This is a genomic window from Pseudoalteromonas sp. Bsw20308, from assembly GCF_000310105.2.
Lineage (GTDB): Bacteria > Pseudomonadota > Gammaproteobacteria > Enterobacterales > Alteromonadaceae > Pseudoalteromonas > Pseudoalteromonas fuliginea.
On the sequence record NZ_CP013138.1, the window covers coordinates 526,978 to 542,455 of the forward strand.

Annotated in this window: 16 protein-coding genes; 6 read left to right on the forward strand and 10 right to left on the reverse strand. The window is 38.8% G+C overall.

The features are described from left to right. Positions 1-36: 36 nt before the first annotated feature. Genes D172_RS02215 through gpmM form a run of 3 tightly spaced genes read right to left on the reverse strand, consistent with a single transcriptional unit; the run spans position 37 to position 4,013 of the window. Positions 37-1,293, reverse strand: a complete 1,257-nt coding sequence (locus D172_RS02215) for a S41 family peptidase (protein ID WP_007376034.1) — start codon at positions 1,291-1,293, stop codon at positions 37-39. Positions 1,294-1,327: 34 nt separating this feature from the next. Continuing rightward, positions 1,328-2,467, reverse strand: coding sequence for a murein hydrolase activator EnvC family protein (locus D172_RS02220; RefSeq protein WP_007376035.1), 1,140 nt, complete (start codon positions 2,465-2,467; stop codon positions 1,328-1,330). 1 nt (position 2,468) lies between these two features. Then, positions 2,469-4,013, reverse strand: coding sequence for a 2,3-bisphosphoglycerate-independent phosphoglycerate mutase (gene gpmM / locus D172_RS02225; RefSeq protein WP_007376036.1), 1,545 nt, complete (start codon positions 4,011-4,013; stop codon positions 2,469-2,471). A 264-nt stretch (positions 4,014-4,277) separates the two neighbouring features. On the opposite strand from gpmM, the gene D172_RS02230 reads away from it, so the two are divergent. From D172_RS02230 to gpsA, 4 genes are read left to right on the forward strand one after another with little or no spacing between them, the layout of a single operon-like run. Next, positions 4,278-4,709 (forward strand): rhodanese-like domain-containing protein, encoded by a 432-nt coding sequence (locus D172_RS02230; protein ID WP_007376037.1) that lies wholly within the window; start codon positions 4,278-4,280, stop codon positions 4,707-4,709. Positions 4,710-4,740: 31 nt separating this feature from the next. Then, on the forward strand, positions 4,741-4,998 hold the full coding sequence (gene grxC / locus D172_RS02235; RefSeq protein WP_002957783.1) for a glutaredoxin 3: 258 nt from the start codon (positions 4,741-4,743) through the stop codon (positions 4,996-4,998). 34 nt (positions 4,999-5,032) lie between these two features. Continuing rightward, entirely contained in the window at positions 5,033-5,518 is a 486-nt protein-coding gene (gene secB, locus D172_RS02240; protein WP_007376038.1) for a protein-export chaperone SecB, read from the forward strand. Between the two features lie 3 nt (positions 5,519-5,521). Then, positions 5,522-6,529 carry an NAD(P)H-dependent glycerol-3-phosphate dehydrogenase gene (gpsA, locus tag D172_RS02245; protein WP_007376039.1) on the forward strand — a complete coding sequence of 336 codons (1,008 nt, stop codon included), beginning with the start codon at positions 5,522-5,524 and terminating at the stop codon, positions 6,527-6,529. Positions 6,530-6,570: 41 nt separating this feature from the next. On the opposite strand, the gene D172_RS02250 is transcribed toward gpsA, so the two are convergent. The 4 genes from D172_RS02250 to trmL all read right to left on the reverse strand — a co-directional run bounded on the left by D172_RS02250 (position 6,571) and on the right by trmL (position 10,609). Beyond that, positions 6,571-8,058, reverse strand: coding sequence for a methyl-accepting chemotaxis protein (locus D172_RS02250; protein WP_007376040.1), 1,488 nt, complete (start codon positions 8,056-8,058; stop codon positions 6,571-6,573). A gap of 198 nt (positions 8,059-8,256) precedes the next feature. Next, positions 8,257-8,982 carry a substrate-binding periplasmic protein gene (locus D172_RS02255; RefSeq protein ID WP_007376041.1) on the reverse strand — a complete coding sequence of 242 codons (726 nt, stop codon included), beginning with the start codon at positions 8,980-8,982 and terminating at the stop codon, positions 8,257-8,259. A gap of 10 nt (positions 8,983-8,992) precedes the next feature. Beyond that, a complete protein-coding gene (locus D172_RS02260; RefSeq protein WP_007376042.1) occupies positions 8,993-9,667 on the reverse strand; it encodes a TorF family putative porin in 675 nt (224 codons plus the stop codon). Positions 9,668-10,144: 477 nt separating this feature from the next. Further along, entirely contained in the window at positions 10,145-10,609 is a 465-nt protein-coding gene (gene trmL, locus D172_RS02265; protein ID WP_007376043.1) for a tRNA (uridine(34)/cytosine(34)/5-carboxymethylaminomethyluridine(34)-2'-O)-methyltransferase TrmL, read from the reverse strand. Positions 10,610-10,768: 159 nt separating this feature from the next. On the opposite strand from trmL, the gene D172_RS02270 reads away from it, so the two are divergent. Next, on the forward strand, positions 10,769-11,611 hold the full coding sequence (locus D172_RS02270) for a cation diffusion facilitator family transporter (protein WP_081824583.1): 843 nt from the start codon (positions 10,769-10,771) through the stop codon (positions 11,609-11,611). 103 nt (positions 11,612-11,714) lie between these two features. Here D172_RS02270 and D172_RS02275 read toward each other — a convergent pair whose 3' ends face one another. The 3 genes from D172_RS02275 to D172_RS02285 are packed head-to-tail and all read right to left on the reverse strand — an operon-like array spanning position 11,715 to position 14,748. Continuing rightward, positions 11,715-12,662: an alpha/beta fold hydrolase gene (locus D172_RS02275; RefSeq protein ID WP_007376045.1), complete on the reverse strand. Its 948-nt coding sequence runs from the start codon at positions 12,660-12,662 to the stop codon at positions 11,715-11,717. 3 nt (positions 12,663-12,665) lie between these two features. Further along, on the reverse strand, positions 12,666-14,081 hold the full coding sequence (locus D172_RS02280) for an ATP-binding protein (protein ID WP_007376046.1): 1,416 nt from the start codon (positions 14,079-14,081) through the stop codon (positions 12,666-12,668). Then, entirely contained in the window at positions 14,059-14,748 is a 690-nt protein-coding gene (locus D172_RS02285; protein WP_007376047.1) for a response regulator, read from the reverse strand. Before D172_RS02285 ends, D172_RS02280 begins: the two co-directional genes overlap by 23 nt. Before the next feature lie 189 nt (positions 14,749-14,937). Here D172_RS02285 and D172_RS02290 point away from each other — a divergent pair, with 189 nt between their 5' ends. Continuing rightward, positions 14,938-15,426 carry a periplasmic heavy metal sensor gene (locus D172_RS02290; protein WP_007376048.1) on the forward strand — a complete coding sequence of 163 codons (489 nt, stop codon included), beginning with the start codon at positions 14,938-14,940 and terminating at the stop codon, positions 15,424-15,426. Positions 15,427-15,478: the final 52 nt, after the last annotated feature.

Consider the following 15,478-nt stretch of genomic DNA (forward strand, 5'->3'; position numbering starts at 1 on the left):
ATTAAGCTCAGTAAGTTGCTCTAAATAAAGCGAATGTTATTGCATACTGAGCAACTGTTTTGCTTTAACTAATTGTAAATCAGCCAAATTACTTGAAAGTAATTGCTGAGTACCTTTAGTCTGTTCGTTTTTTATTATAACGGCTTTATTGTTTTGTGAAAGGTTTGTTTGATTAATCGCCACATCGGGCGTTATTCCTACACCATCAATTGATTTACCTGAAGGCGTAAAGTATTTTGCTGTAGTCAGTTTTAAGGCTGTATTACCGTCACCTAATGGGATGAGAGATTGAACAGAGCCTTTACCGAATGACTGGCTTCCTACAATCTTTGCACGATTATTATCTTTTAAAGCAGCCGCTAAAATTTCAGCTGCTGAAGCCGAGTTTTCATTTATGAGTACCACAATTGGTGCACCTTTTAACACATCACCGTGCTTGGCGTAAAAGGCTTGATTTGCATCAAAAAAACGCCCCTTAGTGGTTACAATAGTGCCGCTTTGTAAAAACAGGTCTGATACTGCCACAGCACTTTTTAAGGTGCCACCAGGATTGTCGCGTAAATCGATGACCAGTCCTTTGAGTGGGTAACCATAGTGATTTTGCATGGCTGCAACTTGTATTGCTACCTCATGTAGTGTGTGATTGGAAAAGCTATTGATAGCTAAATAGCCAGTGCCGGTATCTAAAAGCTGACTGGTTACACTTTCTAAATCTATTTGGGTGCGGGTAACATCAAAAGGTATATGGGTTTTATTTGTATTACGTTGCACTGTTAAGTGAATGCTTGCAAACTTACTGTCCCTTATTAAAGCAGCTACTTGGTCAATTGTAAGTGTTGCAACAGTATGGTTATTAATACTAATTATAATATCGTTAGGTAAAATCCCTGCATTTTTGGCCGGAGAGTTATTAACAACATCGATAATAGTCATTTGCTCGTCAATATTTTTAACTTCAATACCAAGGCCTGTGTAACGACCGTTTGTGTTGTCAAATAACGCAGTGAGTTCATGCTCGTCGAGGTATTTAGAATAAGGATCGAGCTTTGAATATAAGCGTTCAAATTGATGATTGTTGTATTTTATATGCATGCTATTTTGTAATTCTAAGTCATCAACATAATAAGCATGAATATTAAATAAAATTTCGTCTATTTGTTGCCTCTTCAATTGTTTTACTGAGCTGGCAGAGGCGCTATTGATAAAGAAAATAAAGACAAGTAAACACAGGCTTAAAATGAAACCTGTGTTTTGTTTTTTTTCGTAGAATGTCGTTGGGGTTTTGTTTTTCATCAGCTGCTCCAGAGCGGTGCAGCGGTTTATTCAATTAAATGCGTCTGCACCATTTTACAGGATTTACTGCGCGTCCTTTGTGGCGTATTTCAAAGTATAGACCAGAACTTGCTTGTCCGCCGCTTTGGCCAACTAAAGCTAAAGTTTCACCTTCTCTAACCATATCGCCAACATCTCTGAGGAGTGTCTGTGCATGGCCGTATAAACTCATAAAGCCTTCACCATGATCAACAACGATCACCCAGCCATAACCTTTTAGCCAATCGGCAAATACAACTTGGCCATTGTGCACGCTATTAACATTCACGCCTTCTTTTGCACCAATTAATACGCCTTTCCAATCAATACCGCCATGCTTACGCTGGCCAAAGGTGTGTTCTAACTTACCTCTGGTCGGCCAATTTAGTTTACCCTTACTTTTATTTAGGCCGAGTAATTCGATCTTTTGCGTTTTCTCTTTTTCAAGCTCTTCAATGGTTGTAATTAAAGTTTGTTGGTTTTCTTTAAGGTAATTAATAGAGCTTTTGGTACTTGTGAGCTGAGCTTGTAAGTTTTTAAGATTTGCTTGGCGTTCACTTTGAGCGTTAAGCAAAGCAGTTTGACGCCTTTTTTGTTCGTCATGTAAAGCGATTAACCTTTGTTTTGTTTTAGCCAGCTCCATCTGATTAGAAGCTATTTCCTCTTGAAGGGCTTTTAGGTCTTCAATTTGCTCTATCCTGGCTTTATTTAAGTAATTGTAATAACTGAGAGTGCGCTCAAATTTTGCTGTGTCTTCTTGGTTCAAAATCATTTTAGAGTAGTCATCGCCGCCAGCCATATAGGCACTTTTTAATTGCGCGGCTAAAATGCGCTGAAATAGGGCGTGTTTTTGATCAAGTTGTTCTGCTTTTTGTTGTTGCAGTTTTTGCTGCTGTTGGTTTTTTTTAACCGATTGCTCAGCCATATTAAGCGCTTTAGCATTTTTTGCTATGTTGAGCTCATGACTTTTGAGATTTTTTTGTAGTTTTGCTATTTTTTTTCGTTGTTCATTATATTGCGCTTGATTTTGTTCAAGCGCGTTTTGTACTTCGGATAAATCTTTTTTAGTGCGGTCTTCGTTAGCGACTGCAGGTGCAGCCGCTAACGAAGTAAGTATTAAGCCGCACTTAATTAACCGGTTAATACGTTTATTCATTTTATTTCAACATCATGATAGGCGTACCAGTCATTTCTCTTGGTTGCTCCATACCCATTAAGTGAAGCATTGTTGGGGCTACATCACTTAAGGCTTTACCTTGCATTGGCTCTGCATCGCGACCAACATAAATAAAATGCACCGGTTCGCTAGTGTGGGCGGTATGTGCTTGGCCTGTTTTGAGATCAGCCATTTGCTCAGCATTACCATGGTCAGCTGTTATTAACGCTTCACCACCAAACTCTTCTAGCGCATCAATAACACGTCCAATGCAGCTATCTACAGCTTCACAGGCTTTAACAGCAGCCTCAAATACACCAGAATGACCAACCATATCGCCGTTAGGGTAGTTGCAAATAATAGCATCGTATTTACCGCTTTTTATTGCAGCTACCAGCTTGTCGGTTAACATTTCTGAATTCATTTCTGGTTGTAAATCGTACGTTGCTACTTGCGGCGAAGGAATTAGTTCGCGTGTTTCGCCTTCAAATTCACTTTCGCGCCCGCCACTAAAGAAAAACGTAACGTGTGCGTACTTTTCGGTTTCAGAAATACGTAGTTGAGTTTTACCATTTTTTTCAAACCATTCACCTAAAACATTAACTAAAGGCGTAGGACCAAATGCCACTGGTGCGTTAATGTCGGCTGCGTATTCTGTCATCATTACAAAAGCACTAAGCTCAGGCGTTCTTTTTTTAGTAAACCCATCAAAATCAGGTTCAACAAATGCACGTGTAATTTCGCGGGCTCTATCTGCTCTAAAATTAGCAAATATAATAGTATCGTCATCATTTATTGTTGCAGGTGTCGCGCCTGCAGGGGTAATTGTAGTGGCAGCTACAAATTCGTCGTTTTCGTCGCGCTCATATGCAGCTTCAAGTGCTATTACGCCGTTATCGTAATTAAAATCACCCTCGGCAAGAGTCATTACGTTATAGGCTTTCTCTACACGATTCCAGCGATTATCTCGGTCCATGGCGTAGTAACGGCCAATTAATGAAGCCAAACGACCGCATTTAAGCTCGCTAAATAATGCTTCAATACGTTCAATAGACGCTTTAGCGCTACGTGGTGGTGTGTCACGGCCATCTAAAAACGCGTGAAAATAGACTTCTTTAGCACCACGTTTAGCAGCAAGTTCAATACTTGCAACGATATGATCTTCGTGGCTGTGCACACCGCCGGGGCTCAATAGGCCCATAATATGAACGGCTTTACCTGCTTTCACAGCTTTATCTATATTTTCAACAAGTGCAGGTGTTGAATCAAATTCGCCATCATTAATGGCTTTGGTGATACGAGTAAAGTCTTGATAAACTACTCGTCCAGCCCCTAAGTTTACATGGCCAACTTCAGAGTTGCCCATTTGCCCATCAGGAAGACCAACATCAAAGCCCGAAGCTGAAATTAATGTATGAGGGCGTGTAGCCCATAAGTTGTCTAGTACTGGCGTGTTTGCCGCCAAAATAGCATTACTTTGCTCATCTTCGCGATACCCCCAACCGTCTAAAATCATTAATACCAGTGGTTTTTTATGTTCTGTCATAGTCACTCCTGAAAGTTAGCACCTGTTTGGCTTTAGCATACCGTGTTTTGTAACTAGGGTCAGCATGCAAAGCCGCATATTAATTTTTTTCACTCTGCTGAAAAACGTAAACACACACTTAGATAAGGTATATATGGGGCGTTTTATGTACTTTTAAACAACGTCTAAACTCGCATTTTAAGTTGGTTTGGGTATACTTGCGTGGCTAAAGTCTAAAATATCTAAAACACTACGTTTTAGGATGTAATTTATAGTGGAAGTCGAATGGATCAATATATTGAATTTATCACCAATCACCCAATTTTAAGCCTTGCTTGGGTGGGTATTGTATTTCTTATTGTTAGTGGCTGGATAAAAAGTAAGTTTTCAGCTGTTCGTCAAATAAATCCTCAGCAGCTTACGTTACTTATTAACCGTGATGACGGTCAAGTAATCGATATACGTGCGCAAAAAGAGTTTAATGCAGGGCGTATTTCTGGTGCTGAGCACTTAAGCCCAGAGAATGCGAAAAAATCTGACTTTTCAAGCCTTGAAAAGTACAAGACTAAACCCATTATAGTTGTATGTACTACAGGTATGACTGCCCAAGGTACTGCAGCCGCTATGAGTAAAGCTGGTTTTGAACGAGTTTACTTATTAGCCGGTGGCATGGGTGCGTGGCAATCTGCTAGCTTACCAACTACAACAGGTCGCTAATCAGTTTAGCTAGGCCGATAGAGGATTTATTATGAGTAATGTTGTTTTATACACCAAGGCGTATTGTCCATTTTGTCAGCGTGCTCTTTCGCTTTTAAACAGCAAAGGCGTTGAATACACAAATTATGATATTGGTGTACAGCCTGAGCTACGCGATGAAATGATTGCCAAAGCAGGTGGTGCAAGCACAGTACCGCAAATTTTTATTAATGATGAACATATCGGTGGCTGCGACGACATGATGGCTATTGAAGCGCAAGGTAAACTTGACGCTAAGCTAAACGCTTAATTTAATTATAATAACGAACAAGTTAGGAATAACAATGAACGAAGAAACTCAAAACGTAGCAGCTGCAGAAGCCGGCGCACAATTTACTATTCAGCGTATTTACACTAAAGATGTGTCGTTTGAAACACCAAACTCTCCGGCTATTTTTCAAAAAGAATGGACGCCAGAAGTTAAGTTAGATTTAGATACACGTTCTAACAAGTTAGATGAGGGTGTATTTGAAGTTGTTTTGGCATTAACAGTAACTGCTTCGCTTGGTGAAGAAACTGCGTTTTTATGTGAAATTCAACAAGCGGGTATTTTTACTATTGCTGATGTTGAAGAAGTGCAACTTGCACATATGCTAGGTGCATTTTGCCCTAACGTGTTATTTCCATATGCACGTGAAGCTGTATCAAACCTTGTTAACCGTGGTACATTCCCACAGCTTAATCTTGCGCCAGTAAATTTTGATGCGTTATTTGCACAGTACATGCAACAACGTACTGCGCCTGCTGACCAGGTTACAGCAGACGCATAACTCATGAATACAGCAACTACAGCTGTTACTGTATTAGGGGCGGGGTCTTACGGCACCGCCCTTGCTATTTGTTTAGCCCGAAATGGTCACAACGTGACACTTTGGGGAAGAAATAGCGACGACGTTGCCACGCTTGCAGCTGAGCGGAAAAATCAACGTTACTTACCAGATGCCCCTTTTCCAGATACTCTTACTCTTGAAGCCAACTTACAACGTGCCGTTGCTAGCAGCGCTATTGTACTTGTTGTTGTGCCAAGCCATGCTTTTGGTGATACACTTCAGCAAATTAAACCAGCATTACAAAAAGGCGCGAAAGTAGCATGGGCTACCAAAGGGCTTGAGCCTAATACTGGACGCTTGTTACAAGAAGTTGCACTGCAAGAATTGGGAGATGATATTCCACTTGCGGTACTTTCGGGTCCTACATTTGCAAAAGAAATGGCGATGGGTTCACCTACGGCTATTTCTGTGTCTTCTACGTCGCCTGAATTTGCCCAGCAGCTTGCGGATTTACTTCATTGTGGTCGCTCATTCCGAGTGTATAACAATGATGACTTTATTGGCATTCAACTTGGTGGTGCGGTTAAAAATGTAATTGCAATTGGTGCCGGTATTTCGGATGGCGTAGGCTTTGGTGCAAATGCACGTACAGCGCTCATAACGAGGGGACTTGCCGAACTTACTCGTCTAGGTTGTGCTCTTGGCGCCAAGCCAGAAACCTTTATGGGAATGGCTGGCCTTGGTGATTTAATACTAACCTGTACAGATAACCAATCACGTAATCGTCGATTTGGTTTAGCGCTGGGTAAAGGCGAAAGTGTAGATGCTGCTATTAAGTCAATTGGCCAAGTTGTTGAAGGCTTTAGAAATACTAAAGAAGTGTATTTGTTAGCGCAGCGCACTGGTGTAGAAATGCCAATTACTGAACAAATTTATAAAGTTCTTTATGAAAATAAAGACATGAAAGATGCAGCTATGGCGCTATTAGGCCGAGAGCAAAAGTCGGAATAAAAAATAAGCCTTTTAGCTAATATCTGAAAGGCTTATTTTCTTTACGTTTTAAAAACAGTTACTGATTTTTTCAGTTTAAGAGCGAGTGTTTTCATATCTTCTGAATATGTTTGAACTTGTTCAATTTTCCCCATGCTGTTTTGACCAGCACTGACAACTTCATTGATATTTTTACTTAGATCTTCAGCAACAGTGCTCTGCTCTGATACAGCACTAGAGATGTGACTCGACATATGTGTAATAGATTCTATTACTTCAGATATATTTTCTATTAATTCACTGGCTGCATTTGCAGCACTCATGCTTTCTTGACTCATACTTTTACTTAAGCCCATAACATTAACAGCAGATTGTGAGCCTTGTTGTAATTTGTTAATTGTTTCATGAATTTCAGCTGTACTCGTTTGTGTTCTACTTGCTAAAGAGCGTACTTCATCTGCAACAACAGCAAATCCACGGCCTTGCTCACCAGCTCTGGCTGCTTCAATAGCGGCATTTAATGCTAGCAAATTGGTTTGTTCAGCTATCGCTTGAATAACATCCAGCATAGATACAATATCTTGCACGCTATTTTCAAGACTAGCAATTACCGTTGATGCTTCATCTAATTGTCCCACCAAGTTCTCTATTGAATTTATAGAGCTTAGGAATGCATCATGAACTTTTTTTGCATCTATATTTGCTGTTTCGGCGGAGCTTAGCGTTAATTTGGCATTATTTTCAATTTCTACCGCAGACGATGCCATTTGCGTAATTGCAGTTGCTATCTGGTCTGTTTCTGATTGTTGTTCTGTTAAATAGTGAACACCTTCGCTGCTAACATTAGAAATACTCCCAGCAACGTTAAAGGAATCCTCTACTGATAGTTTCACACCGTTAATAAGCTCAGCAATTTTGTGTTCAAATTGGTTGAATGAAGCCGCGAGTTGGCCTATTTCGTCGTTGCGACGAACAATTATCTCTTGTGTTAAATCACCATCGCCATTGGCAATGGTTGCCATTTTTTCAGCCACTTCAGATAATGGTTGAGCAACTAATTTTTTGAAAATATAGATTAAAACTCCAGCTAAAATAGTGACGAGTAGTAATATTTCTATAACCGAAAAAATAGCCAGTTCAAGTAGCACAGCCTCAATATGACTAAACTCAATATAAAGATTAATTTTGCCTACTTTATTTTGCGTTCCTGCATCATCGTAGAATAACTCAGTTTGTGTCATTGATGGTGTTTCTGCACCATCTGTTTCAACGAATACCTCTCCATTCGTATCGTATACTACTATTTTGGATATATTTTGGGATGCAACTTCGGCATTTATTAGCTTTTTGGCTAATTCATCTTGGAAGTTCCACATCGCATTGGGTAGTGACAGTCCAATACGCTCTTTTGCAAGATTGATTTCAGTATCAAGCTTTAGCTTTAATTGATTGCTTTGTGCGGTGTAATCATAAACACCAAAGCAAAGTAAAACAAAAACCATAGCGCTTAATGTAGTAATAACCAGCCTAAATAGAATTGAACGAGTCAAAATATCTCCTTACTTAATCGGAACTCTGGTTAAAGTTGTTGATAACGTTTTGAACGATAGTTCATTTATTTTTCTGTCCAGGTATTTTAGGAGAGCAAAGCGAATTTACGCGTTAATAGCTGGCTCGTTGCAACTAAATTCAACGAGGTTAATGTTGAAAATAGTTGCTTGGGATATATTTACTATTCAAAGTCCAAATTACTTAAGATAATTTGCCATAATGGTGTTTACATCTATTTTTGTAAGCCCCTGATTATAGATTTTCTGCCATTTTTGCCCTTCAGTATCATTTCTAAAGGCAATGTATAGTTTTTTATCTTCTAATAATGTTGTGTTCATTGCTACCTTATTTTTTAGTGCTGATAGCGATTTATCGGTATCCAGTAAGTACTTAAGTACGTTTGCGTCTATTACTGCAGCATCAATTCGCCCCGCAGCTACTTTTTTAATATTTAATACATCAGAAGGAGCTGCGTCTCCTTTAATTGTGCCAGAGGCAATCATGTCATCAAGTTCTTTTGTATTAACATAGTCTTGTACAACACCAATACGTTTACCTTTAAGGTCTCCCACCGATGAATAGGCAATTGGTTTAGCGTTATTTTGTAGCAGCCCCAGAGGTCCAGTCCCTGTTGCATCAGAAAAAACAAAATCCGATGTTTCATGCATATATTCTGGAAAGTAGCCGACATACTTAGAATTTGCTTGTGAAGCAGAGTTAACGGCACGTGACCAAGGATAAAAATCTACGATAAGCTCATGTCCTTCGGCCTTAAATGCTGCTTTTGCGACTGCGACTGATGCTCCTTGTTGTTCTAATGATTTATCTGAATAAGGAGGCCAAGCCAAGGATGTTAAATAAACTGTTTCAGCAGCTATAAAATTAGAAAAAGTAAGTAAAAGAAAGAATAATGTGGTTTTCATTTATAAACCCTTAGAAGTTAAATGTTCTTGAAACGGTTGCTAGTAAAGTTGCATCACCGTACGTTTCTAAATCTGTGTCTTCATAACCAGCAGTAAAATTCCACTCATTCCAAGTATAGTTTGCAGTTATACGCCAATGCATATAATTATCATCACCAGGCTCCCATTCCCACTTGTCATCGTCGAAACTCATAGAGTAATCGGCGCCTATATCAATTGAAAAAACGTCATTAATCGGAACGTTGTGCGTCAGCATAATGATGCTATGCCCAGCCCCTGTAGCAAAGTAATCCCATGCGTACCAAAAGTTAAGGTTAGTGTTGCCATAATTGAATTTGGCGTAAGTTTCAGCGTAGTTATAATCGGAGCTAAAATCTTCACCATGGTAAGTATATTGCGCAATACCAATATCTAGATTAATCGAGTCTGCTAAGCTTGTGTAATAGCCAATGTAGCCATCGGCTTCTATATTAGTGCCTTCACCAAAGTCGACATTAGAGCCCCAAATTCCGGCATACAATCCCGAGTCTCCGGCCCAATCAAAACTTGCTTGTAAAGCCGGGTCTTCTTGAGTTTGACTTACACCATTGAATAAGTAATCAGATGCTAAGGTAACTGTCGCTGATGTAGCAGCAATACTCGATGTAGAGCATAAAATAAGTGAGCAAAGAAATATTTTTTTCATAGAGTTTCAATGTAATTAAATAATTGTATGACATTGAGCTTAGTTCAATAATTATGATTATGAGAACTGTATAGTAAAAAATGAATGTTAATTTGATACAGGATAGTCTTTATTTTGGGGCGGTTTAAATGAGATGCATACAGATAACCTGAATTCCGGTTAAGGGATTTACTAATATATTGAACAATAATGATATTTTAATTTATTTTTCTATAGCAAGGGATTTGCAGTGAAAGCAAGGTGAATTTGCACGCCAATAATGGGCCTATTGTAAGTAAGTTCAGGTTAGATAATACGCAGCCGAAGATAGGTTATTGCTTTTATTCCTGGGCTGTAATTTTGTAGTTCAACATTTTAAGTTTGTTGTATTTTCTGATAACTGCATATATTAGCTGATAGTGTAGCCAAGGGCTTTAATTTAGAGCTCATTTAAACTAAGAGCCATACCTTGGCTTACAATATTAGTAAGTGCATTAGTTATTGTGCGTTAGGGAAGCCCAATTGACGCCAAGATTCATAAACAAATACAGCCACGGCGTTTGACAAGTTCATACTACGACTATTTGCTTGCATAGGAATACGAACACGTTGCTCATTTGGTAGGGCTTGGATCATATCATCAGGAAGGCCACGTGTTTCTGGACCAAATACAAGGCAATCGCCAGCTTCGTAACTTGCTTGATGATGAAACTGGCTACCTTTAGTAGTACATGCATATACTTTTTTAGGCTTACATTTTTCTAGGTATGCCTCAAATGAAGCGTGACGTTGAACATGGCTGAATTCATGGTAATCAAGGCCTGCACGTTTTACACGTTTATCATCCCATTCAAAACCCAAGGGCTCAATTAAATGCAGTGAATAGCCTGTGTTTGCGCACAGACGAATAATATTACCAGTGTTAGGAGGAATTTCAGGTTGGTATAAAACGATATCCAGCATAATAAGCCTTTTAAATAATCAGTAGTTTAACGATTTTCAGTATACACGAAACCTTTTAAAAAAATGATATACTCTCTTTATTGAATACACCTATTAACGGATAAAAACGTGCACAACCGCAGTTACGAATTTTGGGTTAAAACTTCTAGTATTGTTACCATGATAATGGTTAGTTTAATGATTACTGCAAAAACGTGGGCGTGGCTTGCATCGGGTTCAGCATCAATGCTTGGCTCACTAACCGATTCGTTAATGGATATAACGGCTACTGCAATGAGCTTTTTAGTTTTAGGTTATGCGCTGCGCCCAGCTGATGATGACCACCGATTTGGTCACGGCAAAGCTGAAGCTATAGCAGGGCTTGGGCAAGCCGCTTTTATTGCAGGTTCAGGCTGTTTACTGGCATTTCATGGTATTGAGCGATTATTTAACCCAATACAGCTCAGTCATTCTTTATTAGGCGTGTGGGTTAGCATTTTTGCTATTGCGTGTACCTTGGTTATTGTATTTGTACAAAATAAAGTGATTAAGTACACCGATTCAATCGCAATAAAAGCTGATTCAGTACATTACAAAGGCGATTTAATATTAAACGCTGCTGTGCTGTTAGCTATTTTGTTAGCTTATTATGGCGTGTTGTATGCAGATCCTGTTTTTGCTATTGGCGTAGCGGGTTACTTACTTTATAACAGCTGGGAAATAGCCAGAGATAGTGCCGATCACTTAATGGATAAAGAGCTGCCAGATGACGAAAAGCAAAGCATATTTGAAATAGCTAAAGCGCATGCTGATGTACATGGCGTACATGGCATTCGTACTCGCCAAGGCGGTAAGATAAAATTTATTCAAATGCACTTAGAGCTTGATGACAATTTAAGTTTGATTCGTGCGCATAACGTGGCTGATGAAGTAGAAGTATTGATAACCAAAGAGTTTGAATCTGAGGTCGATATTCTGATCCACCTCGATCCATTGTCGGTGCTTAACTTAAACTCGGATTAAGCGATTTTTAGCATATTGATTTGTAATGCCAACCTGTATAAATCTTTGAGCAATTTAACGAATTAAATTGCACTATTACAATAAAATTTAACACAATTAGCTATTAAATCGTCACAGATTCACAAAACTGATATAAGCTTTTAAGCAGTGGTTGGCGTATTTCATCGCGTTCAAAAAATAGTTCGTGTTTAGCGTCGGCAAAGCTCTCAAGTATTGTATTTTCGTGCCTGTTTGCCAGTTTATATTGCGCACTGTTATCAACTATTTCATCATTTTGAGCACTGGCAATATAAAGTGGAATATTAACCGTTAATTTATTCACGGATGAAATAAATGCAAAAGTAGTGTGTAGCCAACCATAAGTCACACCACCAAGTTGTAATTTAGGCTCTTGTTTATAGGCTTTCCTAAATAGTTCGTAACGTATTGGGCTGCTGGTCAGGGTATTTATAGCAAACTCATCAGGCGTATAATCTGTTTGTCCGAGCGCATAGCTGTATTGAAAGCCAAGTAATGTTGCAGTACTTGCGACTAATTTAGCTAAAGGTTTTGGTGTGCCTTTGGTGTAAATGTCGAGCATTGGCGCAGATAAAAACGCGCCACTAAAAGTGTGTTCAAAATGTGCAAGATAATCAAATGCAATAGCCCCCCCCATTGAGTGACTGACTAATACCTTTTTACCTTGCCAATAATTATCTACAACTTCTTTATTAAATAAATGAAGGTCGGCGGCATAATCTTCAAAGCGCTTTACGTAGCCTTTGTGCTTGTTTTTTAAATGCCTGTAAGAACGACCTTGGCCTTGATGATCAATTATAAACACCGCATAATTATTATTATAAAGTTCCCATAGTAACTCTTTATATTTTTCTAAGCCCTCTATACGACCTGAGCTAATAACAATCGCAATGTGTGGATTTTTTGGGATAGCGTAAGCGTAAAAAAGTTGTCCATAAGGTGTATTTAAATAAGATTTTGTCAGTGTATTATCATAAAAGTTACTAATGGCCGGTTGGTTACTTTTAAGCTCGTTCTCACTACTATAAAACATTGTTTACTCTTTAATTATTGGCAACGTTATATTTGCACATAAGCCGCCTTGTTCTTTATTCGATAATACTAAGTTGCCACCATGTGCAGTAATTGCATTTTTGGCAATTGCCAAGCCTAACCCCGTACCGCCGCTAACTCGGTCTCGCGCATCTGACTGTCTAAAAAATGGTTCACAGAGCTTATTAAGTTGGTTATTAGGGACTCCAGGTCCATCATCACATATTTCTATATAAATGGCATCAGTATGCTTTAGAGTAATGCTAATAGTGCTATTGGCGTATTTAATCGCATTGCGTAGTAAATTTTCAAGTGCGCTGGCAATTAGTGTTTCATCACAGTTAACACTAATGTCTGCACTTCCCATAATCTGTAATTGCTTGTTGTTTTGTTTTGCTTCAAATTGTGCGTCGTTAAGCACATGGTCAATTATAATTTGCAATGATTGTTGTTGAAGTGAAAGTGCCTGACTTTTCGCCTCTAAACGAGACACTTGCAGTACATCAGCAATCATTTTGTCTAGTTGATTCGCTTCTTTTTCTATGCGCAGTAAATAGGACTGACTCGCTTCATTTGCTTGCATTTGAGCAAGGCCCGTTGCCATTTTTAAGCGGGTAAGAGGTGAGCGTAACTCATGTGATATATCTGCAAGTAAGCGTTTTTGCGAGCTAATTAATTGCTCTAATTGATTAGCCATGCTGTTAAAATCACGACCGAGTATACCGAGCTCATCTTTTCTGCTTACTGAAATGGCCGCTCGAGCACTTAAATCACCACCAGATAATTTAACAGCTGCTTTTTTTAGGCTATTTATAGGGGCAATTAAGTTACGACTAAATAAAAAGCTTAAAATTAGAGAAGCGATGATGGCGATAGAAACTTTCATCCATCCAGGCATAAGCTTTAAGCGAAGGAACAAAGGTGGCTGATGATTTATGTCTATTTCATACAAGTAAAAGTTGCCCGAGGGTACTGTAATTTGAATAGGGCCAAATGCTTGATACTTTTCAGTAAAAATAATTTGCGGTGACATTGTCTTGGTAAAATTAAGTAGGCTCAAATCAACGTCATTCGGGACTTCTTTATTTGTTAATGAGTCTTCTTGTTGCTCAGCACTTAAATATAATAACTTACGTTTAGATAAGCGTGGGTGAGACAACATATCACTCAGTGTCCGCTTATGTTTTACAACAGAGCGTTCTATACTTTTGGCTGTATAGAGTAAGTTTTTTTCCATCGGACCGTGTAATGGCTCGTTACTAACGGCGTTGATTGCCGTAATGTTGCTTAAGAAAACCAGTGCTGTAATCGTGCCTATTATAGTTAGCCAAAACCATATAAATATTTTAAAGAATAAGTAATGCCCAGGATGTTTAAGCCAAGACAAAGAGCCTACTTTATTCTCCTTGGATAAAGACATAACCTGTTCCTCGCATTGTTTTGATTCGCTCGCCTGAAATATGCTCAGCTATTTTTTTACGGATATTGCTTACATGCATATCAATAGAGCGATCGAAGGAAGCTAAGCGACGGCCAAGTACCTCTTCACTTATGAGTTCTTTACTGACTACTTCGCCTGCATTTTTGCTTAAAAGGGCTAGTATTTCGTATTCGGTGCCTGTTAATGTAAGTGTATGATCATTAACAGACGCTTCTCGAGCGGCTAAGTTAACAGTGATCCCATTAACCTGTAACTTATTACTGGTAGTAATGTTAAAGCTATTAATATGTTCTATACGGCGTGTAATCGCTTTAACACGCGCAAGTAACTCACGGTGATTAAATGGTTTAGGGATATAGTCGTCTGCGCCAAGTTCTAATCCGAAAATACGATCGAAATCTTCCCCTTTTGCTGTAAGCATTATTACCGGCGTTAATTTTGTTTGTCTAAGTTGCTTGAGTACTTCAAAGCCATCTAGAGTTGGTAGCATCACATCAAGTAGTATTAACGCATAATCGTTTACTTGCGCGAGCTTAAGACCTTGTTCACCGTCATGTACGCTTTGTATTTCAAAACCTTGGGCAGTTAAATATTCACTTAATAGCTCACAAAGGCCGGTATCGTCGTCAATCATTAATAGTTTCATTTACAAACCCTTAGAGTTGCTTATGGCGTTATTTTACCCACTAAATTGTGCAAAAGTGAATCTTTACACAACCTTTACACTGCTTTGCGTTACTTTGCATTGAGTTAGGTATAGTTAACTTAGTTGATTAAGCAGTCGCAACCACACAAATTGAACCAATAGTTAAACCAAATAATTAAGGTAATGATTATGACTAAATTAAATACACTTTCTAAATTAATACTTGTTTTTGGCCTGGCAACAGCAACACTTGGTGCCGGTAGTGTTATGGCTAAAGCTGACGGGCATAAACAAGGTCATTCTCAAGCTCGTTTTTTACTTTCTGAGCGCGGCGTTGAAAAATTAAACCTAACAGATGAGCAGCAAACTAAGCTAAAGGCTATTTTTGCAGCGCAAAAAACACAAATGAAAGCACTGCGTGGCGACGATAAAGAAGCCCGTAAAGCGATGCGTGAAGCGCACAAAGCAAAAATGGATGCATTACTTTCGGTTGCAACATTTGACGAAAATGCAGCAAAAGAGCTATTAAATGAACGTCATGCAAAAGGTGAGCAATTTGGTTTAATTAAACTAAAAACACAACACCAAGTAATGCAAGTGCTTAACGCTGAGCAAAAAGAGAAGTTTGCTAAAATGCAAAAGCGTATGAATAAAAAGCACCGTAAACAAAAAAGTTAATTTTACTTTTTTGTAAATACTAAAAAACCAGCGTAATGCTGGTTTTTGTATT

Excerpts from the sequence above, each read along its gene's own strand:
- trmL (WP_007376043.1), bottom strand. The coding sequence starts at position 10,609 with ATGCTGGATATCGTTTTATACCAACCTGAAATTCCTCCTAACACTGGT.
- D172_RS02270 (WP_081824583.1), top strand. The coding sequence starts at position 10,769 with ATGATAATGGTTAGTTTAATGATTACTGCAAAAACGTGGGCGTGGCTT.
- D172_RS02260 (WP_007376042.1), bottom strand. The coding sequence starts at position 9,667 with ATGAAAAAAATATTTCTTTGCTCACTTATTTTATGCTCTACATCGAGT.
- D172_RS02230 (WP_007376037.1), top strand. The coding sequence starts at position 4,278 with ATGGATCAATATATTGAATTTATCACCAATCACCCAATTTTAAGCCTT.
- D172_RS02290 (WP_007376048.1), top strand. The coding sequence starts at position 14,938 with ATGACTAAATTAAATACACTTTCTAAATTAATACTTGTTTTTGGCCTG.
- D172_RS02275 (WP_007376045.1), bottom strand. The coding sequence starts at position 12,662 with ATGTTTTATAGTAGTGAGAACGAGCTTAAAAGTAACCAACCGGCCATT.
- grxC (WP_002957783.1), top strand. The coding sequence starts at position 4,741 with ATGAGTAATGTTGTTTTATACACCAAGGCGTATTGTCCATTTTGTCAG.
- D172_RS02285 (WP_007376047.1), bottom strand. The coding sequence starts at position 14,748 with ATGAAACTATTAATGATTGACGACGATACCGGCCTTTGTGAGCTATTA.
- secB (WP_007376038.1), top strand. The coding sequence starts at position 5,033 with ATGAACGAAGAAACTCAAAACGTAGCAGCTGCAGAAGCCGGCGCACAA.
- D172_RS02215 (WP_007376034.1), bottom strand. The coding sequence starts at position 1,293 with ATGAAAAACAAAACCCCAACGACATTCTACGAAAAAAAACAAAACACA.
- D172_RS02220 (WP_007376035.1), bottom strand. The coding sequence starts at position 2,467 with ATGAATAAACGTATTAACCGGTTAATTAAGTGCGGCTTAATACTTACT.
- D172_RS02280 (WP_007376046.1), bottom strand. The coding sequence starts at position 14,081 with ATGTCTTTATCCAAGGAGAATAAAGTAGGCTCTTTGTCTTGGCTTAAA.
- gpsA (WP_007376039.1), top strand. The coding sequence starts at position 5,522 with ATGAATACAGCAACTACAGCTGTTACTGTATTAGGGGCGGGGTCTTAC.
- D172_RS02255 (WP_007376041.1), bottom strand. The coding sequence starts at position 8,982 with ATGAAAACCACATTATTCTTTCTTTTACTTACTTTTTCTAATTTTATA.
- gpmM (WP_007376036.1), bottom strand. The coding sequence starts at position 4,013 with ATGACAGAACATAAAAAACCACTGGTATTAATGATTTTAGACGGTTGG.